This window comes from Rhizobium sp. A22-96, assembly GCF_053521805.1.
The window spans coordinates 106,115-131,340 of record NZ_JBNWDQ010000006.1 but is presented as its reverse complement, the minus strand read 5'-3'; the positions used below and the strand labels follow the sequence as shown (position 1 = coordinate 131,340).

Here is a 25,226-nt window from a genome sequence, read left to right as displayed (position 1 = left end):
TTCCGACCAATCTGTCGATCTATTAGAGGAATGACGAATATGGCGGATTGCCGCCTGGCCAAAATCAATACAGCAAAACCAGGATGTGCCACCTAAGATTCTGCGGTTTGAACACAATGCGATCTGTCAGATTGCCAGCGAGTAGCCCAGATCGCGCAGCGGGAGGCGGCGCACCCGCTCCCCCGTTGCGGCAAATATGGCATTGCCCAGTGCGGGCGCTAGTGCCGGGAAGGCGGGTTCGCCCATGCCTGTGGGCGGATTGTCCGACTGGATGAAATAGGCATCGATCGTCATCGGTGCAAAGGGCAGGCGCAGGATCGGATAGGCATTGTAGTTCTGCTCCCGGATCCGGCCGTTTTCGATGGTGATCTTGAGGCCCATGGCGGTGGAAAGAGCGTCGGTAGAGGCGCCCTGTGCCTGGGCTTCCGAGCCTGCCATATCGATGATGGGTCCGACATCAAGCACCACCACGATGCGATGGACCTTGATCTGCTTCCTGTCATCGATGCTCAGCTCGACCGCCTGCGCGACATGGCCGGCGTGGGAATAGCACCAGGCGAGGCCCAGTCCGCTGCCTTTGGGCAGTTCCTTGCCCCAGCCGGCCTTCTCGGCGCACATCCTGATCACGTCGCTCGCCCGCTTGGGGCTGAAGTTGACACTCGGGTCCTTGGGCGTCAACTCAGGCACGTCCCTGTTCACCGCATCGAGAATGAAGGCGACGTGGTCGCGGCCTGAAGCGAGCGATAGTTCATGCATGAAGCTCTGTGCGGCGAAAACCTGGGCGTTATCACCAGGCGCGCGCCAGGCGCCGGTGGGAATCCTCAGCGGCAGCATCGTCTTGCCGCGACGCAGGTTGGGTGCCTTGATGGAATATCTCAGATTGTCGGTGAGGTTGGCGCCCGAGGCTTCTTTCTTGCCGTCGGCGGTGAAGGTGATGAAATGCTCCTGCCAGGCGTCGAGCCTGCCATCGCCGTCGATCGCGCCCTTGAACTGGTGGTAGCCGGCGGGACGGTAAAAGTCGTGGCTGAAATCATCCTCCCGCGTCCACTGCAACTTGACCGGGGCGTTGACCCTTTTCGCGATAGCGGCTGCCTCGCATGTATAGTCATTGACCAGACGGCGCCCGAAACCGCCGCCGACGCGGGTCTGGTGCATCACGATCTTTTCCTGCGGTATGCCGGCCGCCTTCGCCACCAGCGGCAGGCCGCGATCGGGCTGCTGGGTGGGCACCCACATTTCCATCACCCCGTCATGCCAATGTGCTGTGGTGTTCATCGGTTCCAGCGGCACATGAGCGGCGAAGGGATATTCGTAATAGGCCTCCACGGTTTTCGCGGCACTGGCGAAGGACTTGTCCACGTCGCCGACGTTATCGTCGGGTTTTTTCGGGAAACTGGTTGCCAGCTTCTTGGCCTCGGTGGAGAATTTCGAGCTGGAATCCGTCGATGCCTCGCTCAGATCCCAATCCACCTTGAGCTTGTCCTTCGCCTGGAAGGCGCTCCATGTGTCCTTGGCGATGATGGCAATCCCCGGCATGACCTCAACGAACATGCCGGTTCCATCCAGCGCGAAGGCGTCGAGCACGCCGCGCTGGGCCTTGATCTCTTCTACATTGAAGGACCGGACTTTGCCGCCTGCTGCCGGGCATTTGGTGTAGCTGGCATAGACCATGCCGGGACGTTGGACGTCGATGCCGAACAGTGGCTGACCGCTGACGACCTTGGGATCGTCGACGCCGTGATAGCGTTTGCCGATCAGGCGATATTCGGCACGGGTCTTCAGCTTCAGGCTCCGAGGATCGGGCACTGGCATTCTTGCTGCCGCCACCGCAAGTGATCCATAGGTTGCGGATTTGCCGCTCGCAGCATGGGTCAAGACCGAATCCTGAGCGGTGATCTGCGATGGATCCGCCCCCCACTGCTCGGCTGCTGCGGCAATCAGCATCGCCTTGGCGCTGGCACCTGCCTGGCGTAGCTGGTCCCAGGCGCGTGGAATCGAGGTCGAACCTCCGGCGCCCTGGCTGCCATAGACCTTGGGATTGATGTCGGCCTGCTCCATCACGACATGGCTCCAGTCGGCATCGAGTTCGTCGGCGATGATCACACCGAACGAGGTCTTGATTCCCTGACCAATCTCCGGACATTTGGAGTAGATGGTAATCACATTGTCTGGAGCGATGCGGATGAAAGCGTTCAGCCCCGGATCTTTGCTGTCAGCCATCTCGGCTGCGAAGGCCGCGTCTCCGAGATGAAATCCCAGCATCAGTCCCGCGGCGCCCCCGCCGGCCAGCTTGAAGAAGGTGCGCCGTCCCATCGTGAGAAGGCTACTGTTTGCAGGTGTAGAACGGACCTCGCGTATCAGCGTCGAGAGATAGGCATCGGACTCGGCAAAATTGGGCTTGGTTTCAGCCATTGTGTGCCTCCGGGGAATTGGATTGCTGGGTCGCCTGCTTTCGCAGTTTCTCCACGTCTTCGCGGGTCAAATGCGCACCCTTGGCGCCGAACCGGGCTGTGACGTAGTTGGCCACTGCCGCTATATCGTCGTCCGAATAGCCCTCGCCAAAAGCCGGCATGAAGATCCTGCCCTCGGCGGTGGTGCGGTCAACGCCATTGATAACAGTCTGCGCCACATTGGTGGCGCTCGGATCGTTCACCGCGCGCACGCCGGTGAGCGTGGCATAGCCGGTGACCGGGCTCACACCAGTCCAATCGTGGCAGCTGGCGCAGGCGCTGGCGAAGATCTTCTCGCCGCGCGAATTGATATCTATCGGTACACCTTCCTTGTGCGATGCCGGCGCAGCCGTGGTGACGGTGCGCGGAAGATCGGTGGCATGGGCGGGAATACTGCGCAGGTATGTCACCAGGGCATGCACGTCGTCCGGCACCAGATAGCTGAGACTGTCATCGGTGGCTTCACCCATCGGGCCAGCTGCGCCGCCATGCCCATTGGCATGTCCGGTCGACAAATAAAGATAGACATCCTCATCGCTCCAGTCACCGATGCCGGAATCCTTGTCGCCGGTAATGTTGTAGGCGCGCCAACCAGCTGTGACGGCGCCGGCGAATTTCTGGTGATTGTCCAGTGCAAAGGCTGGGTTGCGCGGCGTATGGCATTCGCCGCAATGGCCCATCGCCTCGGCGAGATAAGCCCCCCGGTTCCATTGCGGGCTCTGCCCGGTATTGGGACGGAAGCGTGCATCGGTATTGAACATGACGTTCCAGAGCGCCAATAGGCTGCGCTGGTCGAAGGGCCATGAAAGCTGGTTTGGCCTGGCCGGTGCATGTGTCGGCGCCAGCGTGAAGAGATAGGCCTTGATGGCCAATACGTCGGCATCCGTCATGTAGGTGTAGGAGGTGTAAGGCATCGCGGGATAAAGCTTCTCGCCATCGGCGCGTATGCCCTTGTGCACAGCTGCCAGGAATTGCGCATCGGTGTAAGCGCCGATACCGGTTTCCTTGTCCGGCGTGATGTTGGTGGAATAGATGGTGCCGAATGGCATATTGAAGGCGAAACCGCCTGCGAAGGGCGTGCCGCCGGGGGCGGTATGGCAGGCCTGACAGTCTGCGGCATGGATGAGATATTCGCCGCGCTTCACCACGTCAGCACTGGCAAGCTGCGCCGGTACGCCGGTCACATTGGCACCCTGGTAGTCTTCAAGGGCTACGGTTGAGCCGCCGGCAAAGGAAGTCGGGTCACGGCCAAGAAACAGCCATCCCGCAAAACCAAGCGTGATGATAACAAGAACTACGACGACGATGCCGATGATCTTTTTCATGGTCAGGCCGGTTTGGCGGCGGCGTTCTTGATCGCACGGCGGATACGAATATAGGTTCCGCATCGACAGAGATTGCCCGCCATGGCCGCGTCGATATCGGAATCGTCGGGTTGAGGATTGCTGTCCAGCAGCGCGGTGGCCGACATGATCTGACCGGCCTGACAGTAGCCGCATTGGGGAACGGCTGCCTCCATCCAGGCTTGCTGGACCTTGGCGCCATTGGGCGTGTCGCCGATCCCTTCTATGGTTACGACGGCGCGGGTGCCGACATCGCCAACCGCCAGCTGGCAGGAGCGCACCGGCTTGCCAGCCACATGCACGGTGCAAACGCCGCATTGGGCGATGCCGCAGCCATATTTGGTGCCGACCAGATTGAGATGGTCTCGCAACGCCCACAGAAGCGGCATGTCCTCCGGAACATCCACCTCGCGCAATTGCCCATTGATATTAAGAGTGAGCATGTCTCCATCCCTGCCTGACAGTGAGATCGATGCATCAACAGAACCGCTTTCCGGAATGCTACGCCGGTATCGCCGCCCGGTAACTTCAACAATGCGTTATCGCTGCCGTCTGGACACGCCGCTTGTTGTCACAATCGCTTGTGAGGGCTTTGGCCGGATGCGAGATCTCGATGCGGCCCGCCGTGTTTACATCGACCTCGCGTCAAGGTGATTGGCTCCAGTTCCGTGTGGCCAAGAACGTCAGTGACGCCCCGAACCAAACTCATTCAGGAGAGGGCGACGCGCAGCGAGCTTATGCTCTCGACGCTGCCTGGCTCAAATATCAATGCCGTTGGCTTTACAGCGATCACGCACATCCGCCGCCAATGGATCTGTCTGCCCATAGGCCATCAGGTTGAAGATGGTGATGCTCTGGCCGCCAAACTGACTTTGGACGAGCGTTCCGATGTAAAGGGCATTCGGATTGTCCTTGCCGAGGTTCGCCGTGCCGCAGGCATATGTCGCTCCGCCAGCCGCCGATCGAGCTTTGCCGCCGTTAATTGCCACTTGCTTCAGCGAGAGAGACTTTTGAAAGCCGTTTTGGACAGCGTTGGTTTCCTCTTGGGTCAGTGGACGCACGGATGAAGGCGGCGCCTCTGGAGCGGGTTTCAGTCCGTGGCACGATGCCAATAGGGTGCATACCAATATCGAGATGGCTCTTTTCATATTTCTCCTCCCAGAAACCCCTTTTGGATACAGGAGAGAGAGAAATTGCTCAACCTGTGTTGAACAATGGCACTCGCCGACTTCGCATAAAAATAGGCAAGATGGGCTGTTCTATGGGTCTGCCTCGCCAGCAGACACCAAATTTGTCGTGGGTGAATATCCAAGCGTCGAGGAGTTCCGAGGAGACCCAATCAAGCCTATAGCGAAGAGGTCGTCTGCGATCTTATTTCGTCCGCGATCGGATGGAGAGTATCCACGGGAGCGGATCCGACAAGACTGAACCCCATGCCATTGTCAGCCCAGCTCCATCCTCCAATCGATCCTTCGGAATATTCGGCCATCGGCTTGTTTTGGTCGATCAGCATGCGGCGCGACAGCATGACCAGGCGCATGCCCTTGTCGTCGTCGTACATGAACAGCACGCCCGGACCATGTGTCGTTGGCACCACGCGCGCACCCATCAGGCGGTATCCCGCCTTGCTGAGATCCGGAACGATGGCGCTTGGTCCGAGTGTCGCAGACACGAGCTGCGCCATGGAGCCAGTACCGTCGGCTTGGACTTCCACGGGGTGAAGCTTGTCGGGGGCGAACACCCTGTAGCTCGCCGAGGCCTCCTGTGCGAGCGCCGCAACGCCTTCAGTCGGAGGCAGAGAATAGCCTTTCATCGTCCAACCGCCGGCGGCGCCCACGGCAACTAGCACGACCGCTGCCGCAGCCATCTGCAGATATTGCCGGGAGAATGACCTTTTACTGTCAGCAACGATGTTGGAAAGGTTCAGCCTGCTCGGGACGGGTTCATGGGCGACAGGATCCATGGCCGCTCTCAAAGCGGAAGCGTGCCTCTCATAGGCGGAAACGCGGGCTGCAGCGTCTTCATTCGTCAGCAGATATTCGGCGACCTCCTGCCGCCGCTCCGCATCGAGCGCGCTGTCGACGAAGGCCTGAAGATCGTCCTCGGTGATCGGTCTCTTGGTCATTTCACCCTCCGTATATGCGTCACTCCAGACAAGGTGTTGGAGGGTGGCCTCTCGAGAAGTATCCGGAGCTGTTCGCGTGCCCGTGACAGCCGCGACATCACCGTGCCTATTGGAACGCCGAGAACCTCCGCAGCCTCTGCGTAGGTCAGATCCTCGACCGAAATCAACAGCAGGATGCTGCGCTGATCATGGGGTAGCCGTTCTATGGTGGCAATCACGTCATGGCTGAATACTGTCTGCTCTTGCGTCGGTGCACCGGTGTCGTTCGTTGCCGGCACGTCCTCGATGGGAACATTTCTTCCGCGCCGTTGTATCTGCCGTATCTTGTTGACCGCCAGATTGTGGAGGATCGCAAACATCCAGGAGCGAGGATCCTCGTTGCGGCGCCGGTGCCAGTTTGCGACGATCTTCTCCAGGCAGTCCTGAACAATATCGTCAGCAGTCTCGACATCGCGGACGAGACCGCGCGCATAGCGTCTCAGCGCCGGGATCATCGGTTCGACCTGTGCAAGCATATCGTCCATGTCAACGATCTCCATTGGACCTGCGTCACGCGACGCAGGTCCATTTCGGCATCAATCAGCCTGCACCTGCAGCACCCGCTCCGGCTTGCCATCGACCGAGGCGGCGACGACCAGATATCGCCGCTCGTCCTTGTGCTTGGCCGCTACAATCTGCCGGATCGGCCCGACGGCATTGACGATTGCCGACCCCGCTGGATTGGTCACGAAGTTTGCGAGCCCCTCCAGTGCTCCGCTGCCATCCGCCTTGTCGGACAGAGCAAGGACATAGGGCTTCTTCGGTTCAAGTCCCGTAACCGAGGCCTGCAGCACCTGAGTCAGGCCCTGGTCGAACAGGGACACACTCGTCGGAGCCTTGTCTTTCGAGCCTTTCGGGGCGAGCGTCAGATGCGCCGCTTCGCCGGCCTTGCCGAGTGGTACGAGGTTCTGTGTTCCATCCCCTTCCAGAACCGCGTTCGGAACATAGGCAACGGCTTGCGGTGCCTGGCCGATCGGAATATTGGCGATCACCTTGTTGGCGAGCGTGTCGATGACCGCAAATGCATCGGCGTTTTCCAGGCCGACATAGACGCGAGTGCCGTCACCCGATGGCCAGATGCCATGCGGAAGATTGCCGACCGGTATTGTTGCGACCTGCTCGAAGGTGTCGGTGCGGAAGACCTTGACCTCGTTCAAGCCGCCAACCGTCACATAGGCGAAGCTGCCGTTCTTGTTGGTGACGAGATTGACGTGGTTTGTGATCGGGCCGGTGTCGATGGTCTTGATCAGATCAAAGGGCGCCTGTGCGTTGAAGACCTGGGTCTTGCCGACGTCCTTCAAGGTGAACCAGACCTGCTTGCCGTCGGGAGACGCGGCGATGTTCGGGCAGAAGGGGCTTTCCTGCTTCACATGACCAACGATCTGATGATCGGCGACGGAAACCACAACAGTCTCCGGATTGAATGACGAGCAGATATAGCCGTACTTGCCATCGGGAGAGAAGATCTGCATTCCCGGACCTGCCGACACCTTGATCTGCATCTTTTCCCGGAAGGTCGCAGCGTCGATGACCGAGATATAGTCCTCACCGCGAACCGTGATCCAAACCTCCTTGCCATCAGGCGTGAAGAAAGCTTCATGCGGCGATCGCCCAACATAAGTCGTGTGCTTGACCGTATTGGTGGCCGTGTCGATGAAGGTCACGGAGTTTGACCCGATGGACACGACGGCCAGCGTCTTGTGGTCGGGCGAGAACCCCATGCCGTGGACCAGCACCTGGCCTTTATATAGCGGGCTGAAATTGCCGGGCTGTGGGTCGCCGAGCTTGATGACGCCCAGCAGCTTGTTCGTGGAGGGATCGCTCACGGAAACCGTGTTCGAAAACTGCTCGGCCGCATACACGCGGTCCTTGCTGCTGATCGCAATATCAGGATCGGAAGAGGAGGCCGGTGCCTGGCCTGCAAAGGCGGCCAATGGGGAAAGGATGCTGCCTGCAAGCAGCAGCGCTGCGAAGGATCTACGTATCATTGGGCAAGCCTTTCATCACATCTTCATGTTCGGATCCATGGATCCGGCGGGGGCGGTTTTCGGGGAGACCTGTGTCGGGGCTGGAGCGGAGGGCGGAAGGGCGTCGCCGATTGCAAGCTTCATCGCTGCGATCTCCTGCTGTTGGTCGACGATGATTTCCTGTGCAATGCGCTTCAACTGCTCGTTCTTGCCGTATTTGAGTACGGCCACGGCCATATCGATCGCGCCCTGATGATGAGGGGTCATCATCGCGACGAAATCGCGGTCGATGTCGCCGCTGGGTTTGACCTCCATGTCCGCCATCATCTTGTCCATGGCGGCATTGTTTTCAGCGAGATAGGCCGCTTCAGGGCTGTCCGCTGGTGTCGGGGAGGGATCCTGGGCCAAGGCCGTGCAGGCTCCTGCTGTTGCCAGGATGACGGCGGCAAGGATGGCTACGGGTTTTCGGGGGAACCTTATCGTCATCTGTCTTTCCTTGTTGTTGCATTGGAGTAGACAGCGGAGGTGGCGGCTTATTCCATCGAATGAGAAAAAATCTTATCGAGACCCTCAAGACGGCTTTCCCATGCCGGCAGGCGGTGTCCTCAGAATGCCGGCGATTCCCAGGAGTTGGTGGAACGGTATCTGGCAATTCCGCTTGACTGGGGTCTCTCCCCACAGATTAAGCTGCCCGAGACGAGATGATAACAAATATCGAATTGCCCATGACCGGACACGATCTTCTTTCCGCGATTTCCCTGCTGATCGTTTTGGCGCTTTGTTTATCGGTATTGATATTTCACGCCTTTACGGGGGTTCCGCCACTATCCTCGAATGCCACCGAGACTGCGGACGTTGTCGCCTTGTTGAAGCAGGCTGATTTGCCGGAACAGTCGATCGTTTATGAGCTTGGCTCCGGCTGGGGCTCGCTGGTCATCGCGCTGGCACGAGCTTTTCCGAATGCTCATATCCGGGGCATAGAGATATCGCCGCTTCCCTATTGGATTTCGCGGTTCCGCACCCGAAACCTACCCAATGTGTTGCTGCACAGGGGCAGTTTCTACAACTTCGATCTCTCGGACGCGCATGCGGTGACGTGCTACCTGATGATCAAGCCGATGCCGAAGCTGGCAGGCCTGCTCGATCGCATGCTCAAGCCTGGAACGCCGGTCGTGTCGCTTTCCTTCTGGTTCCGGGATAGGGAAGTTGTGGCTTCCAGGAAAAGCTCAGGGCTTCTTGGCGCGACTGCCCTGTATTACTGGCCGGCACGCAAAGCCGGTCGCTGACAGAAGACCTGCGATGGCGGGAGCGCCAAGATGATTCGGCACCTTCGCAATTTACTTGGGCAACTCAGCTGACGGGCTCCGGTACCGCGTCAACGGACGCAATTTCCTGCCGATAGCGCTTTGATTTAGTGGAGATGCAATCCCCCAATCCGAGCCGCGAACCTATCTTTTCGCGGATCACGGCGAGGCGGTCCGGAAGAAATTCGATAGCTTGTTCTTTGGAGGGCGGCGTGTCTTGATAGGTTCTTCAAGAGCCGGCTGATTTCTTTCAGCAAAAAGCTGAGCTGTTGCGCACCGCGAATCTTCTCTATCGTGTCGAGGGCCGCGTGATGGTCATCACAACAAATTTCGCTGCCCGAATCGCGAGGGCGGCGAAAGACTTGGAGTCAAGCTCCGCCACTGATGCCATCATCAAGGCGCAACAAGGCAATTCCCCATTTAACAATGGAGACCATTCGCCTGTCCTGCAGGCAGAGGCTATCTCGGGCGCGAAGAAGTCATATCCGTGGGATACGAAATCCGTCGCCCGATCGCCGTTAGCGGCCCGAAGTTCTTGCCTTCTTGGGAGCCGAAATGCCGCTTTCCCGCTCAAGCTTCTTGCGAGCGAGTTTGCGGACACGCCGGATACCCTCGGCCTTTTCACGGGCGCGCTTTTCGGAAGGCTTCTCAAAACGCTCCCGAAGCCGTGCTTCGCGGAAAACGCCTTCGCGCTGCAGCTTCTTCTTCAAGAAGCGGAGTGCTTGCTCAACATTGTTGTCACGTACCAGAACTTGCATTCTAAACTCCAAAGATCGTGGCGCCTTATTAGATGTATGTGTATCGATGATCAAGGCCTGTAAGACAGTTCGCCGAGATTATCTGTCGTGATGGCTTTCGCAGGCGTGTCTGTACCTCGCTCGCGGCTGTCGAGTAGAGACTGCAGGCCCTAAAGCCCTAGGCACCAAGGGGTTTGTAGCCGCAGCCGGACAGAAAAAAGGATGCCGCGTCGCGGGCATGCTCCTCCATCTGCGTCTTGATCGGCGTCAGATCTGCGTGGAAAAGCGAGGACATCATCATCGGCAGCAAGACCAGATCGATGAAGCGGCGAGTCGTTTCCGCAAGATTATCCGGTGCAAAAGCCGGGAGAGATCTGATCTCTTCGGCTTCCGCCAGTTCGGCGACCAGCTTCATCACCGTTGCCGTTCCATGCGCGCGCATGGCGTAGTGAATGGTGGTTGCCAGCTCCGGATGGCGCGTCGCTTCGCCCATCACGCTACGCATGAGCCCGATGGTCTCGTCCTTGATGGCGCGCTGCACGATCAGGATACCTGCGGTCTGAAAACGTTCCAGAATACTGCCTGAAGTCGTGGACGCCGTCATCTCGCTGGACTTCTGCACCCAACGCGAAACCACCTCCCTGAACAGGGTCTCCTTGCTGATGAAGCGGTTATAGATGCTCGGCTTCCCAGCTCTGGCAACTTCGGCGATCTCGTCAATGCTGGCGCCTTCGTAACCACGAGCGATGAAGACCTGGAGTGCGGCCTGCAGGATCCGGTCTTCGACTTCACCAGCCTTTTCCAGCGGCGGGCGACCACGCCGAGGCGTGCCTAGCTCCAGCTTCATGATCTTGGATTTGGTCGTTTCTCTCGCCAAAGCGGGCCTCACCGATTTTTGATTGGCATGAATGCGGGTCACTGCCTCCGAGGCTCTTGACTAGCATTCCGATCGGATCTACGTCAATAATTAAATGAAACGTTTCGTTTCTTTTATTGTGTCGCGACGAACGAGGTTCAACATGAGCGCGCATCAGGATGAGACTTTTGGAAAGCTGATCGTATTGGAGCCGAAGACCGGCGGTGCGGCGGCAAATACTGAGCAAGACGACATCGCGGCTCGGCAGGAGCGAGCGGAGGCGCCACTTACCGGCGATCAGGCTCACGTCGGTGACGATGCCGGGCGCGCAGGGCAGGCTTCCGAGACGGAAGAAGCCACGGACAAACCCTCTCGCCGCCTGAGGATGCTTCTGATCGGCGGAAGCGCGCTGGCCGTGGCGGTGGTTGCGGGCTACATATACTGGGATAACGGCGCGCATTACGAAAACACGGACGACGCCTTTATCGCTGCCCGTCAATATGCCGTGACGTCAAGGGTGTCCGGGTATATTTCTTCGGTCGCCGTGACCGATAACCAGCATGTGGCAGCAGGCGATGCGATCGCTCGGATCGACGACCGGGACTACCGTACCTCCCTGGAGCAGGCGCAGGCGCAAGTCGCCGCTGCACAGGCCAATCTCCAAAATACTCAGGCTCAGAAGCAGGTGCAGCAGGCGAACGTCGAACAGGCCAAGGCCCAGATTGAGCAGGCCAAGGCCAATCTCGTCTTTGCCCAGCAACAGGATAGTCGCTACCAGACAATGATGAAGAGCGGCTCCGGCACGCTTCAGGAAGCGCAGCAATATACGTCGCAGCTGCACCAGCAAGAGGCAGCGCTCAACACCGACCAGGCATCGCTGACCGCAGCGCAGCGCCAGCTCGATGCCTATGGCCCGCAGATCGCCAGCGCCGAGGCAACGGTGAAGCAGGATGAGGCGCAGCTGGATCAGGCCAAGCTCAATCTCTCCTACACGACAATTTCGGCGGCTCAGCCTGGTCGGGTGGTGCAGCTTTCGGCCGGCGATGGCCAGTATGTGCAAGCCGGCACGAACCTTGCCATGTTCGTGCCGGACAAGCTCTGGGTGACGGCCAACTTCAAGGAAACACAGCTCGATCACATGCGTCCTGGGCAGCCGGTGTCTCTGACGATCGATGCCTATGGTGGACGCACGATCTATGGCCATGTCGCAAGCGTGCAGCCGGGATCGGGAACGGCATTCTCCCTGCTTCCGGCCGAAAACGCCACCGGCAACTACGTCAAGATCGTTCAGCGCGTACCGGTGAAAATCGAGCTTGATGACGTGCCGAGTGACGTTGCGTTAGGCCCGGGCATGTCGGTCGTGCCCAGCGTGCGTACCGATGCAAGTCCTTCCGTATTGGAAAGCCTGAGGGACCTGCTGTGAGCACGAGCGCTGTTGCCAAACCCTCGGCAACCCCTTGGATCATCGCCATTGTCGTGGCACTCGCCAGTTTCATGGAAGTGCTCGATACGACGATCGCAAACGTTGCCCTGAATTACATTTCCGGCGGTCTTGGTGTCAGCCAGGACGAAGCCTCCTGGGTGGTGACCACCTATCTCGTCTCCAATGCGGTGATCGTGACGGCGACGAGCTATCTTGTGCGCATTTTTGGGCGCAAGACCTTTTTCCTTGCCTGCCTGGCATTGTTTACCATCAGTTCGGTCATGTGCGGCTTTGCGCCCAACCTGCAATTCCTGCTGCTCGCCCGGATATTGCAAGGCATCGGCGGCGGCGGCATGGTGCCGGTCGCGCAGTCCATCCTGGCCGACAGCTTTCCGCCGGAAAAGCGCGGGCAGGGCTTTGCCCTGTTCGGGGTCGCGGTTGTGGTTGCTCCCGTCGTCGGACCGACGTTGGGTGGCTGGCTCTCCGATAATTTCTCCTGGCATTGGTGTTTCCTGATCAATGGTCCTGTCGGCATTCTGACGCTTGCCGCCGTCGCCATGCTGATCAAGGAGCCCGAAGGCAGCGCCAAGGAGCGCGCCCGGTTGCGTAAGGAAAAGATTAGTTTCGACTGGATCGGCTTCGGCCTTGTAGCGACCTTCCTCGGCGCGCTGGAACTGACGCTGGATCGTGGTCTTGAGGACGACTGGTTTGGCTCGAGCTTCATCATCATGGCGGCTTCAATCAGCGCGCTGGCCTTTGTGCTGATGATCCCGTGGGAGCTGAAGCACAAGAATCCCGCCGTCGATATCCGGATGCTGGTTAGCCGGCAATTCGGAACCTGCTTCATAGTCATGATGGCGACGGGCGCGCTGCTGCTGGCGACAACCCAGTATCTACCGCAGTTGGTTCAGCAAAATCTTGGCTACACGGCAACATGGGCCGGCATGATGCTATCGCCGGGCGGTGTCGTGACCTTGGTCATGATGTTTGTCGTCGGCATTCTATCGTCGAAAGTGCAGCCGAAATATCTGATTGCGATCGGAGCCGGTTTTGTCGCCTTCTCGATGTATCGGGTGACCAGCGTCTATAGCGGTATCGGCTTCTGGTATCTTGCCGAAGCTCGCATGTTGCAGGGAATTGGTCTGCCCTTCATCTTCCTGCCGATCACCTCCGCTTCTTATGACGGTATCCCCTCCAGCAAAACCGACCAGGCATCGGCCTTGCTGAATGCGGCGCGCAATACCGGTGGTTCGATCGGTGTGTCGCTGATCTCAAACATCATCACCCATCGGGAGCAGTTTCATCAGAGCCGATTGGTGGAGCATGCCATTCCTTCGAATGGAGCCTATCAGGATACGCTGAACCAGGTGACGAACTATTTCGTTGGTCAGGGTAGTTCGCTGGTGGCGGCCCAACAGCAGGCGCTCGCCTGGATCAACCAGCAAGTGCAGAGTCAGGCCTCGCTTCTGTCCTACGTCGACGCCTTCTGGGTTCTGACGCTGATTTCCCTGGCGGCTATCCCCTTGGCCCTTACGCTACGCAATGTAACGCTCGGCAAGAAGGCATCGATGGGGCATTGAAAGCATCTTCGCAGTCAGGAGCAGGATTTTCCCAGGTAAAATCATTCTGATACCGGCCGTAAAACCTGCTCCGAGCACTGTGAATTCATGCTGATGACGGCATCGGCGCCTTCCCGTCCTTGCCTGCTATTGTTCCGCGACGGGAGGCGCATCGATGATGGCAAAACACGCCTCCTATTCCCGGATAGGGTCCTTATTTCGCAGTCGAATCCTTTGCCTTATTGTCTTTTGCAAGTGCGGTTTCGACCATGCGCAAAAGCCCCTTCAACTCGGGCTCGCGCACCAGGGCGGCTGCTTCATTGGGCTGAAGCCATCTCAGCTGACGCTGGCCATGTTCGGGAAATTGCGCGCTCATTCCGGCAACTTCGAGAAGATGGACCTGCACTACGGATGGAACGGTTTCGCCGGTGTCGAGGGATTTCAGATAGGTGTAGTAGCCAAAGCTTTTCTTCCGGGCCTTTCCACTGACGCCAGCCTCCTCCCAGGCTTCCCGCTCGGCGACTTGGTGAGGTAGTTTCCTGTCTATCGGCCATCCCTTTGGGATGACCCATCGACCGCTTTCCCGCGAAGTGATCAAGAGCACTTCTACATCCTGTTTGCCCGGGCGCCACCGATAGCAGATTGCGGCATATTGCTCGATTGTCTGTCCGGTGAAGAGCTTATCGGCTTCGCCCGCCAGCTGTCTGAGATAGGTCTTCTTTGTCATCTGCTGTCACGGCTGCATGTGCTGTCAACGTGAATGTGGGCTATGAACAGGCACTTCGGGTCGTTACGCGACCGGTCAGAATGTTCCACCAGGGCGACGGGGCTTGAATTAACCGCCATGGCGATCCTCCCTATGCTTACGCTGCACGGATGGAGACCGAGCAGCCATATCATCATCAGCTAAAATTCATTAGCCGACTATGTTTCATCTACTTCATGCCATTTGCAAGGCAATTTGTTACAAAACTATTTTTAATGTTTTAGATCAATATGATAGAGTTTATGATGCCCTACCATAAAGAGGGGCGCCAAGTCGGCGGGAAGCGTTGATCGGCGGAGTCCTATCAGCCGATCAACCCCTCGCTCGCGATGCCTTTCGTCAGCTCCAGTGCCTGACGCTCGAACAGCCCACGATAGATTCCGCTCTTGCGACGAATGAGGCTGGCATGGGTCCCTTCCTCGGCGATATTCCCGTGTTCGAAGACCAGCAGCCGGTCGAGCGCACGCACGGTCGACAGCCTGTGGGCGACGACGAGCGTCGTGCGTCCATCCATCAATCGTTCCATGGCCTGCTGGATCAGCATTTCCGATTCCGAGTCGAGGCTCGAAGTTGCCTCGTCGAGTATCAGGATCGGCGCATCGGCCAGGAATGCGCGGGCGATGGCGATGCGTTGCCGCTCGCCGCCGGAAAGCTTGATGCCGCGTTCTCCGACAAGCGTCGCATAGCCCTTAGGCAGGGCCTCGATGAAGTCGTGGGCGCTGGCAAGCTGCGCAGCCCTCTTGATCTCCGCATGCGTGGCCGTTGGCCGCGCATAGGCGATATTCTCCGCCAGCGAGCGGTGAAACAGGATGGGCTCCTGCTGCACGATGGCGATCTGGCGGCGAAGAGAGGTCTGCGCCACCTTCGAAATATCTTGTCCATCGATCGAGACCGTACCGTGATTGACGTCATGCAGGCGCTGAATCAGCTTGATGAAAGTCGTCTTTCCTGAGCCGGAATGGCCGACGAGACCGACCCGTTCGCCCGGCTTGATGGTGACCGAGAAGTCCTTGTAGAGCGGGTCATAGTGGTTGCCGTAATGAAAGGTGACGCGATCGAATTCGATCATGCCGGCCTTCACATGGAGCGCTGGAGCGCCTGGCACATCCTCGACACCCAGAGGCTGCGCATGGATGGAGACAAGCTCTTCCATGTCGTTGACCGAGCGCTGCAGGTTGCGGATATGCATGCCGATTTCTCGCAGATATCCCTGGAGGATGAAAAAGGCAGTCAGGACGAAGGTGATGTCGCCTGCATTGGCCTTGCCGTTGGCCCAGAGCCAAAGGGCAAGCCCCAGCACGCTGCCGCGCAAGAGGCTGAGCAGCGCGTTCTGCGACGTGCCGTTCACAGTGCCGCGCGTCCAGGTGCGTGCGGTGCGATCCCGCCACTTGCGCATGACCTTGGCGAGACGCTTGTCTTCCCGATCCTCGGCGCCAAAGGCCTTGACGACTGCGTTGCAGGTCACAGCATCGGCGAGCGCGCCGCCAAGGCGTGTATCCCAGCTATTGGCCATGCTGGCCATCGGCGCGACGTAGCGCAGAGCCATCGTCGCGGTGAAGGCGATAAAGAATACGGATCCGGCGCCGACCAGCAGTCCCATCATCGGCCAGTACCAGGTCATCAGAATGGTCGAGCCGATGAGCATGATCAGCGAGGGAAACAGCGCGATGAAGACGGTGTCGTTGAGCAGATCGAGCGCCCACATACCGCGCGTCACCTTGCGAACGGTCGAGCCGGCAAAGCTGTTGGCGTGCCAGTCGCTTGAAAAGCGCTGGATATGGAAGAAGGAATTCGCTGCAATCTCTGACATCGACTTCAGCGTGAAGCGGATGATTGCGATGAATGTGGCGTGCCGCAGGATGACGGCGCCAACTGACAGCGCCATCAGCCAGCAAAAGGCGTTGAAAGCATTGTTCCACGTTGCAGCGTCACTGGCCTGACCGGACACCACCGCGTCGACCAGACGGCCGGAGAACAATGGTGTCAGCACATCCGCAAGCGTAGACAGCATCGCCGTGAACAGCATGAAGGATGCGCGGCCCGGCTGATGCTTCCAATGAGCCCAGCAATAACGAAAAACGCTGCGAAAAGCACCGCCGCGGCGGGATTTGAAACCAAGAGCCATTGATGTATCCGGCTTTCGCCGGCTCCGTCATAGGGAAAGGAATGTTCGCGCAAAACCGCGCGAAATGGTTTGATGCGGAACGATCGACGGGAGATTTAGCGCCAGTCCATCACGTTCTATTGCGTTCGAAAACGCAGCCGGCTTCAGGCGATATTCGCGGAAGCCACTGGGGAGTTGGAAAAAACAGCCATCTAAAACCCCCTAGAACCGTGTTGATGATGACCAATCCTAGATTGATTGATCACTCAGGCCAAGTCGAATTTGGCGAAATTTTCGGCTAAATTTTGAAATGCGACATAGTTGCAACATCCGTGAGGTGATGAGCCCCTTCGAAAATCGGGCGTCCGGTGGTCAGTCAAGGCTGACGACGGGTCCATTTATGCAGTTTTTATAAATCTCGTCCGCCATCCATATGGAATTGATATGCGGATCTAGCCATCTCTCTTTCAGGAGGATTCCGCCATGTCCCTGGAAAAAGATTTCAGCCAATCTCAGACCGGCATTGTCGCAGATCCGTTTGTCATGCGCGACACAGGCCTCTCGGAGATGCCGCTGGTTATTCAGTATCTGGTGTCCCTCATTATGGCGGCAATGGCCACCGCGGTTGCCGCCGGTTTCGACCGATATGAGGCCATTCCCAATCTGTCGCTGATCTATGTCTTGCCCGTCGTCATCAGCAGCGTGGCATTCGGCCTCAGGCCGGCGCTGTTTTGCGCGCTCCTCGGCGCCTTGGCATATAATTTCTTCTTCACGGAGCCCCGCTTTTCGCTGGCGGTAGCGGACACCGCCAACATATGGGCGATTGCCTTGCTCTTCATCATCGGTTGCATAACCAGTGCCATCGCCTCCACGAGGCGGCGCGATGCGGCAGAGCTTGATCGCTACCGCCGGGGTCAGGAGAAGCTGCAGATTTATGCTCGACAGATGATCGTTGCCACCTCCATAGAGGAGGCGACACATCTTACCCGGTCTACCCTGGTCTCGCTCTTTCACGCTCCCGTCAGCATCATTGTCTCCGGCAAGGGTGACGACCTTAAGATTGAGGGTGAGAAGAACCTCTCCCCCATGGAGATCGAGGCGATAAGAACGGCATTGACTTCGAAGGCGATTGTCAATGGAGGCGTTTATCCATTCGATCAATCGCGGTTCGATTTCTGGCCGGCTCAAGTTTCAACCGATCGCGCAGTCGTTATCGGCGTTGCGTTTGATCCGGAGCGCCGTCCGGCCAATCCGGACGCGACGATCGAAATGATGGCCCTGATGCTGGTAGCAACGATCGCCCGCCGCGATGCCTGATGTGCCAAGCGGTACATCCTGCGCTGCCCGCATCACTCAGGCTGCTTCGTATATGAGATTGGGTGAAACGATCCACTCGCCTTCTTTTAGAGACAGCACATCGATCCTGCCGGCCCGATCCCGCTGCGCGACGCCGACGAAGTAGTAGCGACGCCCATAGGCGTCGGCGCGAATGCCTGAAAGAAGAAAGTACTCGAAAGGGATGCTCCGGCTGACCATCACGTACGCCCGTTCAGGCGAGAACCCCTTGGGCCCTCTTGCTTCGTCGCATGTGTCACGGTCAGCGCACGAATGCCGCCGTCTTGCTGGGATGGCGAGGCTTCCTTTCGGCGGCGGCTTCTCCGAATTTCTACGACGAATGGTTTCTGTTGAGGACGCATCTGCTGGCCTTCCGCTCCTGATTGTTCGTTACTCGAAGATGCATTCGACTTGGCCAAGCGGCCCGAAATCGGCTGCAACATGCTGTCCCGCGTGAACACAGAGGATCTTCGCGCATGCGCCCGTCGCGACAACGTCGCCGGCCTGCAGTTGCTTGCCACGGGAAGAGAGGGCGGCTGCAAGCCAGGCCACGGCATTCAGTGGATGCCCCATGACGGATGAAGCGCGCCCTGAAATCCCGGCCTCCTTGAACAGGAAGACGTTGACGTCGAGCTTTCCAAGTACGGAGAGATCGACGTGCACCGTCTGGCCGCCCTGAAGGGTTGCGACATGCAGGCCGAAATCCGCAATCGCGGCATTGTCACCGGCGATCGCCCGGATGGTACGGCGTCCAAGAATGCCGATCGCGGGTCGACATCCGGCAACAGCATCGGCAGCGGTTTCCGGCGAGATGCGCTCGTCAGCATCGGGAAAGGTGCGCCGCATCGTGAACGTGATTTCGCATTGCGCGCCGATGACGCCCGGCGGCAGCCGAAACGCCGTCGCCGCGGATGCAAGAGCGAGAGCCGGGATCTCGGAATAAATCGGTTTCGCCAGACCAAGCGCCTGGCGACAGGGCTCGCTGGAACCGACGATGGCGTATCCCTTTCGGCCAAAGCCGAGTGCGTTTTGAGCAAAGGCCTGAATATCATAGGCCTCCTGCTCGGAGCCGATCAGGTCGAGAGGCAATTCGCAAAGCTCTTCATGCCGACGACTTTTGGCAAGGATCTCGGCCGTGGTGTCCTTGAGCTCGAAGTACATCACTGAAGCTCCATATATCTTCAACAGATTCCAGATGCCGTTGAGAATGGAGATCAGCGCATAGGTATTCCATGGGCCGGCCGGTGGCGTGAGATTAAAATGTCATAGTGGTCCGGGTGCCGGAGTCACGTCTCAAGACCCGGGCACGCGAGGCTCTATTCCCGCGGTGGCGTTCATCACATTGAGCCGCGTTTATGTTTTATCTCGCGACCCGATATGCCCGTGATTGCCCTTGGCGCTTATCCGCTCCGCGCAGTTTCACTGTCAGGTAGGCCTGCAACTCGCGGCTATGCGCAAGGGACAAAACTTTGAGCGCGTCATTCCCCATGCCGAGAGGTCCGGGTCCGGTCAGTGCCGTAGCTCTGTGTCATAGTCCCGGTGGATGTAAACCCGAAGTCAAATGAATAGCCACTCGGTTGGCTATGCCGCTTTATTTCAGCAAAACGCGGACAGGGCTTTGCCTGCGAACTTCGACAGTTGCATCCGTCACGGCTGCCCGCTGCGCCATCGCATGGATTCGTGAATGTGGGTGGCGAGCGTGTATCGATTTTGTCAGGCAGTGGTCCGATTGGGCATTCGCGATGACCCGCCAAAATATTTCCAATGCGTTGGAATATTTCGCCTTTCCTCATTCATAAGGGCTCCGCGGAAGTGGCGAAAGAATTCAAATCTAAGCGATCATCGTCGATGAAGGTCGTGCCATTTCCAACCATATGAGCGTGTCACTTTACAAAACGAACTAGTTCGTACATTATTTGTTGCGAGGAGTGACGTGCACCGCCACGGTGGTGCCGGTGACTGCCAAGACGATCAAGGATGCCGTGCGGGAGGGCGTGGGTGAAAGCCGGCGCTTGCGGGTGTGGCATGTCTTCGAAACTGACATGTTCTGGGGAGGAGCAATGATGAAAACACCAGTCGAACGTAAGACACCAAAGCGGGCCGCTCTGGCGAGCTGGATTGGAAGTGCTGTCGAATATTACGATTTCTTCGTGTATGGGACGGCTGCCGCGCTGATCTTTCCAAAGATATTCTTCTCGGCGGAAGATCCGCAGACGGCGGCAATCGCCTCGTTCGCCACCTTTGGCGTTGCTTACATCATGCGCCCGCTGGGTGCCGTTATCCTGGGACACGTCGGCGACAAATTCGGCCGTAAGAGGGTGCTCACCTTCACGCTGCTTCTGATGGGATTTTCCACCTTCATCATCGGTTGCCTGCCAACCTATGGTCAGGCCGGCATTCTGGCGCCAATGCTTCTCGTTCTGGCACGTCTGCTGCAGGGTATCTCGGCCGCGGGCGAACAGGCCGGCGCCAGCTCGATGACGTTGGAGCACGCGCCCGAACACCGGCGAGCCTTTTTCACCAGCTTCACGCTGAGTGGTACGCAGGCGGGATTGATCCTTGCGACCCTGGTCTTCATACCGCTCGGCAGGCTTGACGAAGCCGCGCTCCTGTCTTGGGGCTGGCGCATTCCTTTCTTCCTGAGTTTCGTCGTCGTCATCGTCGGTTTCTGGGTTCGCCGCACGTTGGCCGAGACGCCTGCCTTCCTCGAAGAGACCAAGAAGGGCGAGGCCACCAAGCTGCCACTGGTCACCCTAATGACGAATTACTGGGCCGATGTCCTGCGCATCATCTTTGCCGCGTTGATCTCAGTCGTCAGCACGATCTTCAGCGTCTTCACCCTGTCCTATGCGGTCAATACGATGCATATCGACCGCTCCACCATGCTGACCGTGCTGGTGCTTGCCAATATCGTAGCGCTCGGCGCCATCCCGCTTTGGGCAATCCTGGCTGATCGTATCGGCCGAAAGCCGATCTTCATCTTCGGTGCCATTGGCTGCGCAATTCTGATCTGGCCTTATATCTGGGCGATTAGCCAGAATAACCTCACCCTCGTCTTCGTCTTGGGCATTCTGCTTTCGGGTGTGGTCTATAGCGCGTCCAACGGCATCTGGCCGGCGCTTTATGCCGAAATGTTCGATACTCGGGTTCGCCTCTCCGGCATGGCGGTCGGCACACAGATCGGCTTCGCACTTGGCGGTTTTGCCCCGACAATCAGTGCTGCCCTGCTGGGTACCGGGCCCATGGGGTGGGTGCCCGTCGCAGCGTTTACCTCGATCACGGCCCTGATTGCCGCCGCCTCGGCGGCAACGGCAACGGAGACCTATCGGACACCGATCGATCAGCTCGGCAGGGATGGAAGACGCATCGCTGCCGCGACGCCGCGTGCCGATCGCGCCGTCTGAATAAAAACGGATACCGGCGTTTTGCGCCGGTATCCGCTGGCCGCTGCGGGGTAGGCGATCGGCGATGAGTTTCTTGGAAATCACCAAATGAATGGGATGACACAATGAAAACCTCGATTGCGACCGTTTCGATCAGCGGTGACCTCAGGGAAAAGCTTCATGCCATCGCAAAGGCCGGCTTCGATGGCGTCGAAATCTTCGAGAACGATTTTCTTGCCTTCGATCAATCGCCGCGCGAGGTCGGCCAGATGGTCCGGGATCATGGCCTGGAGATCACGCTTTTCCAGCCGTTCCGCGATTTCGAGGGCATGCCCGAGCCACTGCGTAGCCGCACTTTCGATCGTGCCGAGCGCAAGTTCGATCTCATGCAGGAAATGGGCACGGACCTCGTGCTGGTATGCTCGAATGTCTCCTCGGCTGCTCTCGGAGGTATCGATCGCGCGGCGGCCGACTTTGCCGAACTCGGAGAACGGGCAGCAAAGCGCGGCCTGCGCGTGGGGTATGAGGCGCTCGCCTGGGGACGGCACATCCATGATCACCGCGATGCGTGGGAGATCGTCCGCCGTGCCGATCATCCGAATATTGGGCTCATCCTCGACAGCTTCCATACACTTTCGCGCAAGATCGACGTCAATTCGATCCGATCGATCCCGAAGGAGAAGATCTTCATCATTCAGCTTGCCGATGCGCCGCTGATCGACATGGATCTTCTTTATTGGAGCCGTCATTTCCGCAACATGCCGGGCGAGGGCGATCTGCCCGTGCTCGACTTCATGAATGCGGTGGCGGCGACAGGCTATGACGGCTATCTTTCGCTGGAGATTTTCAACGACCAGTTCCGTGGTGGTTCGCCGACGGCTATCGCCGTAGACGGCAAGCGCTCGCTTGTTTACCTGGGCGATCGGGTTCGGCGCGCCGAAAGCGGAAGCAAATTGACATTGGCGCCCATGCCGCCGCGCGCTGAGGTCGAGGGCGTGGCTTTCGTCGAGTTTACCGTTGATGAAGCCGAGACATCCCCACTTTTTAATCGACTGCACGCGCTGGGCTTCAGGCATGTCGGTCGCCATAAGTCCAAGCGCGTCGATGTCTTCAGGCAGGGCGGCATCAATCTGGTCGTCAATGCCGATCAGGGTGGATTTGCCGGCGCTTCCTACGCTCTGCACGGGCAATCGGCCTATGCAGTGGGTCTGTGGGTCCGCGACGCGCAGGCGGCCGTCGCGCGCGCCGTGGCACTCGGTGCCGAGCGTTTCGAACAGTCGCTCGATCCCGGCGAAATTGAAATGCCGGCCATCCGCGGTATCGGTGGCGGCATCCTGTATTTCCTCGATCGACAGAGCCCGCTCGGGCGGATCTGGGAAATCGAGTTCGACCCCGTCAACGACGACGCCGATCTGCAGCCGGTCGGCCTGACGGGCATCGACCATGTTGCGCAGACCATGAAGTACGAAGAACTGCTCACCTGGCTGCTGTTCTATACGGCGATACTCGATGCGCATAAGACGCCGATGGTCGACATCATTGATCCTGCCGGCGTCGTTCGAAGCCAGGTCGTCGAAAATGATCTAGGTACGCTGCGCATCACGCTCAACGGCGCGGAAAACCGCAATACTCTGGCTGGCCATTTCATCGCCGAGACATTCGGCTCGGGTATTCAGCATCTGGCTTTTGCGACCGAAGACATCTTTGCGACGGCTGCCGCCCTGTCTGCCAACGGTTTCGCGACATTGGTGATCTCGCCGAATTACTATGATGATCTGGAGGCGAGATTCGGCCTCGATCCGGAATTCACCGATCGGCTGAAGGCATATAATATCCTCTATGATCGCGACGATCATGGCGAATATTTCCAGCTCTATAGTCCCAGTTATGGAGAAGGGTTCTTCTTCGAGATCGTCCAGCGTAGCGGTTATCGCGGCTACGGTGCGGCGAACGCGATCTTCCGCATCGCGGCACTGAGACGGTATCTGCGACCGATTGGTCTGCCGAAGCTTTAGGCTCTCCCCATTCGCGCTGAGGCTGTGTTAAAGCTTTGATCTTCAATGGTGGGCATTGATGGACCCAGGAAGACGAGCAAGGCATGACCAAAGCGCAAGCGGCCAAGATCGAGCGCCTCACGCGGAAAAACGATCCCGACGCGACCAAGGAAAATATCCTGAAGATTGCGACGGAAGAATTTGTCGCCGCAGGCTTTTCCGGCGCGCGTGTCGATGAGATCGCTGAGCGCACCAAGACCTCCAAGCGCATGATCTACTATTATTTCGGCAGCAAGGAAGGGCTCTATCTCGCCGTTCTCGAACAGGCCTATACGAAGATCCGGACGCTAGAGAGCGAGCTCGATCTCGAAAACATGCCGCCGGTTCAGGCGATGGCGCAGCTGATTGCCAGCACCTTCGATCATGATGATCAAAATCCGGATTTCGTGCGCCTGGTCAGCATCGAGAATATTCATCGAGCCGAACATATGAAGCGTTCGGTGGTTCTGTCGGAAATGAATATCGCCGTCATCGATATCATTAGCGGCATCCTCGAACGTGGCTATGCGGACGGCAGCTTCATACGCCGGGTGGATCCTGTAGACCTGCACATGATGATCAGTGCGCAATGTTTTTTCCGGGTGTCCAATCGCCATACTTTCGGGGCAATCTTCGAACGAGATTTGTCCTCCGACGAGCTGAAAAAACGGCACAAGGCATTGATCGTCGATGCAATTCTGGCTTTCCTGAAGACTGCTCCTTCGAACACTATCTGAGAACCCAAGGCCATGTGATGATGTCGCCGAGCACTGCCGTGAGCAGGATTTCTGTACCGTTCATTGACTTTACGTACTAGTTCGTACATTTTGATCTCGAGCTGCGATATGGCTATGGTTCGCTGCTCGGGAGGATAGATTGAACACTCAGGCTGCCATCATCTCACGTCAACTTCGGGTCGGTCTCATCGGTGCTGGCATCGGCCGTTCGCTGACGCCGGCCATGCACATGCGCGAGGGTGAGAATTACGGTCTTTCATACCGCTATGATCTCATCGACCTCGAAATTCGCGGCCTTGGCGTATCGGATCTGCCGGCACTGATCGATGAGGCTGAAGCCCAGGGCTTTGCCGGCCTGAATATCACGCATCCCTGCAAGCAGGCGGCCGTCGTGCTGGTAGACGAGCTTTCGCCGGATGCCCAGACGCTGCGCTCGATCAATACGATCGTCTTTCGAGGCGGGCGCAGGATAGGGCACAATACCGATTGGTGGGGATTTGCGCAGAGCTTTCGTCGTGGCCTGTCCAGAGTTCCGCTCGACCATGTCGTGCAGCTCGGGGCCGGCGGGGCCGGTGTCGCAGTTGCTCACGCCGTGGCGCAAATGGGTGCGCGCACGATCGAAATATTCGATATCGACCCGTCGCGTGCGCAGTCGCTCGCAGATCAGCTGCAGCCAGCCCACCGCAAATGCTCATTCCTGGTCGGCAGCGACCTTGCCGCCGCCCTGGATGCTGCCGATGGTCTGGTTCATGCAACACCGACCGGCATGGCTGCGCATCCCGGTTTGCCGCTCGATGCGCGGCTCGTTAGGGATCGGCTATGGGTTGCGGAAATCGTCTATTTCCCGATCGAGACGGAACTGGTGAAGCTTGCAAGGCAAAGGGGATGCCGCGTTCTCGATGGCGGCGGAATGGCGGTTTCACAGGCGGTCAAGGCTTTCGAACTGTTCACCGGCATCCGCCCCGATGCGGAACGAATGATGCAACATTTCGCCTCGCTCCATTCATAGAGGCAGGCTTCTCGGTGAGTATCGGAATATCTCCGAGGGAGCTCGGTACATCGATT

Annotated in this window: 23 protein-coding genes; 9 read left to right on the top strand and 14 right to left on the bottom strand. The window is 58.3% G+C overall.

From position 1 onward, the window contains the following. Positions 1 to 126 precede the first annotated feature (126 nt). The 8 genes from ACQZ6F_RS25350 to ACQZ6F_RS25315 form a co-directional block, all read right to left on the bottom strand. A complete protein-coding gene (locus ACQZ6F_RS25350) occupies positions 127 to 2,412 on the bottom strand; it encodes a molybdopterin cofactor-binding domain-containing protein (RefSeq protein ID WP_449094511.1) in 2,286 nt (761 codons plus the stop codon). Then, entirely contained in the window at positions 2,405 to 3,775 is a 1,371-nt protein-coding gene (locus ACQZ6F_RS25345; protein ID WP_449094510.1) for a c-type cytochrome, read from the bottom strand. Before ACQZ6F_RS25345 ends, ACQZ6F_RS25350 begins: the two co-directional genes overlap by 8 nt. Before the next feature lie 2 nt (positions 3,776 to 3,777). Further along, on the bottom strand, positions 3,778 to 4,236 hold the full coding sequence (locus ACQZ6F_RS25340) for a (2Fe-2S)-binding protein (protein WP_449094509.1): 459 nt from the start codon (positions 4,234 to 4,236) through the stop codon (positions 3,778 to 3,780). Between the two features lie 315 nt (positions 4,237 to 4,551). Then, entirely contained in the window at positions 4,552 to 4,941 is a 390-nt protein-coding gene (locus ACQZ6F_RS25335) for a hypothetical protein (protein WP_449094508.1), read from the bottom strand. 197 nt (positions 4,942 to 5,138) lie between these two features. Next, positions 5,139 to 5,918, bottom strand: coding sequence for an anti-sigma factor family protein (locus ACQZ6F_RS25330; protein WP_449094507.1), 780 nt, complete (start codon positions 5,916 to 5,918; stop codon positions 5,139 to 5,141). Then, entirely contained in the window at positions 5,915 to 6,442 is a 528-nt protein-coding gene (locus tag ACQZ6F_RS25325) for an RNA polymerase sigma factor (protein ID WP_449094506.1), read from the bottom strand. The genes ACQZ6F_RS25330 and ACQZ6F_RS25325 overlap by 4 nt, the downstream gene beginning before the upstream one ends. A gap of 51 nt (positions 6,443 to 6,493) precedes the next feature. Further along, the gene (locus tag ACQZ6F_RS25320; RefSeq protein ID WP_449094505.1) at positions 6,494 to 7,945 is read right to left on the bottom strand and encodes a YncE family protein; all 1,452 of its coding nucleotides are present in this window, start codon (positions 7,943 to 7,945) and stop codon (positions 6,494 to 6,496) included. Positions 7,946 to 7,960: 15 nt separating this feature from the next. Continuing rightward, on the bottom strand, positions 7,961 to 8,410 hold the full coding sequence (locus ACQZ6F_RS25315) for a DUF305 domain-containing protein (protein WP_449094504.1): 450 nt from the start codon (positions 8,408 to 8,410) through the stop codon (positions 7,961 to 7,963). 239 nt (positions 8,411 to 8,649) lie between these two features. Between ACQZ6F_RS25315 and ACQZ6F_RS25310 the strand changes: the two genes are divergently transcribed. Beyond that, the gene (locus ACQZ6F_RS25310) at positions 8,650 to 9,210 is read left to right on the top strand and encodes a class I SAM-dependent methyltransferase (protein ID WP_449094503.1); all 561 of its coding nucleotides are present in this window, start codon (positions 8,650 to 8,652) and stop codon (positions 9,208 to 9,210) included. 536 nt (positions 9,211 to 9,746) lie between these two features. On the opposite strand, the gene rpsU is transcribed toward ACQZ6F_RS25310, so the two are convergent. Beyond that, the gene (gene rpsU, locus ACQZ6F_RS25305) at positions 9,747 to 9,986 is read right to left on the bottom strand and encodes a 30S ribosomal protein S21 (protein WP_077467344.1); all 240 of its coding nucleotides are present in this window, start codon (positions 9,984 to 9,986) and stop codon (positions 9,747 to 9,749) included. A 157-nt stretch (positions 9,987 to 10,143) separates the two neighbouring features. Continuing rightward, a complete protein-coding gene (locus tag ACQZ6F_RS25300; RefSeq protein ID WP_449094502.1) occupies positions 10,144 to 10,842 on the bottom strand; it encodes a TetR/AcrR family transcriptional regulator in 699 nt (232 codons plus the stop codon). A gap of 142 nt (positions 10,843 to 10,984) precedes the next feature. On the opposite strand from ACQZ6F_RS25300, the gene ACQZ6F_RS25295 reads away from it, so the two are divergent. Together ACQZ6F_RS25295 and ACQZ6F_RS25290 are read left to right on the top strand one after the other, a co-directional pair. Next, positions 10,985 to 12,244 (top strand): HlyD family secretion protein, encoded by a 1,260-nt coding sequence (locus ACQZ6F_RS25295; RefSeq protein WP_267553496.1) that lies wholly within the window; start codon positions 10,985 to 10,987, stop codon positions 12,242 to 12,244. Further along, positions 12,241 to 13,824, top strand: a complete 1,584-nt coding sequence (locus ACQZ6F_RS25290; RefSeq protein WP_449094501.1) for a DHA2 family efflux MFS transporter permease subunit — start codon at positions 12,241 to 12,243, stop codon at positions 13,822 to 13,824. Before ACQZ6F_RS25295 ends, ACQZ6F_RS25290 begins: the two co-directional genes overlap by 4 nt. Positions 13,825 to 14,017: 193 nt before the next feature. Here the strand turns inward: ACQZ6F_RS25290 and ACQZ6F_RS25285 are convergent, their stop codons facing one another. Both ACQZ6F_RS25285 and ACQZ6F_RS25280 read right to left on the bottom strand, forming a co-directional pair. Continuing rightward, positions 14,018 to 14,530, bottom strand: a complete 513-nt coding sequence (locus tag ACQZ6F_RS25285) for an NUDIX hydrolase (RefSeq protein ID WP_077467341.1) — start codon at positions 14,528 to 14,530, stop codon at positions 14,018 to 14,020. Positions 14,531 to 14,873: 343 nt separating this feature from the next. After that, the gene (locus tag ACQZ6F_RS25280) at positions 14,874 to 16,694 is read right to left on the bottom strand and encodes an ABC transporter ATP-binding protein (RefSeq protein WP_449094500.1); all 1,821 of its coding nucleotides are present in this window, start codon (positions 16,692 to 16,694) and stop codon (positions 14,874 to 14,876) included. Between the two features lie 2 nt (positions 16,695 to 16,696). Between ACQZ6F_RS25280 and ACQZ6F_RS25275 the strand changes: the two genes are divergently transcribed. Together ACQZ6F_RS25275 and ACQZ6F_RS25270 are read left to right on the top strand one after the other, a co-directional pair. Then, on the top strand, positions 16,697 to 16,975 hold the full coding sequence (locus ACQZ6F_RS25275) for a hypothetical protein (RefSeq protein ID WP_169055462.1): 279 nt from the start codon (positions 16,697 to 16,699) through the stop codon (positions 16,973 to 16,975). Positions 16,976 to 17,156: 181 nt separating this feature from the next. Then, positions 17,157 to 17,990, top strand: a complete 834-nt coding sequence (locus ACQZ6F_RS25270) for a DUF4118 domain-containing protein (RefSeq protein WP_449094499.1) — start codon at positions 17,157 to 17,159, stop codon at positions 17,988 to 17,990. A 36-nt stretch (positions 17,991 to 18,026) separates the two neighbouring features. Here the strand turns inward: ACQZ6F_RS25270 and ACQZ6F_RS25265 are convergent, their stop codons facing one another. After that, complete coding sequence (locus ACQZ6F_RS25265; RefSeq protein WP_449094498.1) at positions 18,027 to 18,209, bottom strand: hypothetical protein; 183 nt, start codon at positions 18,207 to 18,209, stop codon at positions 18,027 to 18,029. Between the two features lie 189 nt (positions 18,210 to 18,398). Continuing rightward, entirely contained in the window at positions 18,399 to 19,169 is a 771-nt protein-coding gene (locus ACQZ6F_RS25260; protein WP_449094497.1) for a 2-keto-4-pentenoate hydratase, read from the bottom strand. A 902-nt stretch (positions 19,170 to 20,071) separates the two neighbouring features. Here ACQZ6F_RS25260 and ACQZ6F_RS25255 point away from each other — a divergent pair. From ACQZ6F_RS25255 to ACQZ6F_RS25240, 4 genes are all read left to right on the top strand, one after another. Next, complete coding sequence (locus ACQZ6F_RS25255) at positions 20,072 to 21,412, top strand: MFS transporter (protein ID WP_449094796.1); 1,341 nt, start codon at positions 20,072 to 20,074, stop codon at positions 21,410 to 21,412. 104 nt (positions 21,413 to 21,516) lie between these two features. Further along, positions 21,517 to 23,406, top strand: coding sequence for a bifunctional sugar phosphate isomerase/epimerase/4-hydroxyphenylpyruvate dioxygenase family protein (locus ACQZ6F_RS25250; RefSeq protein WP_449094496.1), 1,890 nt, complete (start codon positions 21,517 to 21,519; stop codon positions 23,404 to 23,406). A gap of 83 nt (positions 23,407 to 23,489) precedes the next feature. Then, on the top strand, positions 23,490 to 24,161 hold the full coding sequence (locus ACQZ6F_RS25245) for a TetR/AcrR family transcriptional regulator (protein ID WP_449094495.1): 672 nt from the start codon (positions 23,490 to 23,492) through the stop codon (positions 24,159 to 24,161). A 139-nt stretch (positions 24,162 to 24,300) separates the two neighbouring features. After that, the gene (locus ACQZ6F_RS25240; protein ID WP_449094494.1) at positions 24,301 to 25,170 is read left to right on the top strand and encodes a shikimate dehydrogenase; all 870 of its coding nucleotides are present in this window, start codon (positions 24,301 to 24,303) and stop codon (positions 25,168 to 25,170) included. Positions 25,171 to 25,226 lie beyond the last annotated feature (56 nt).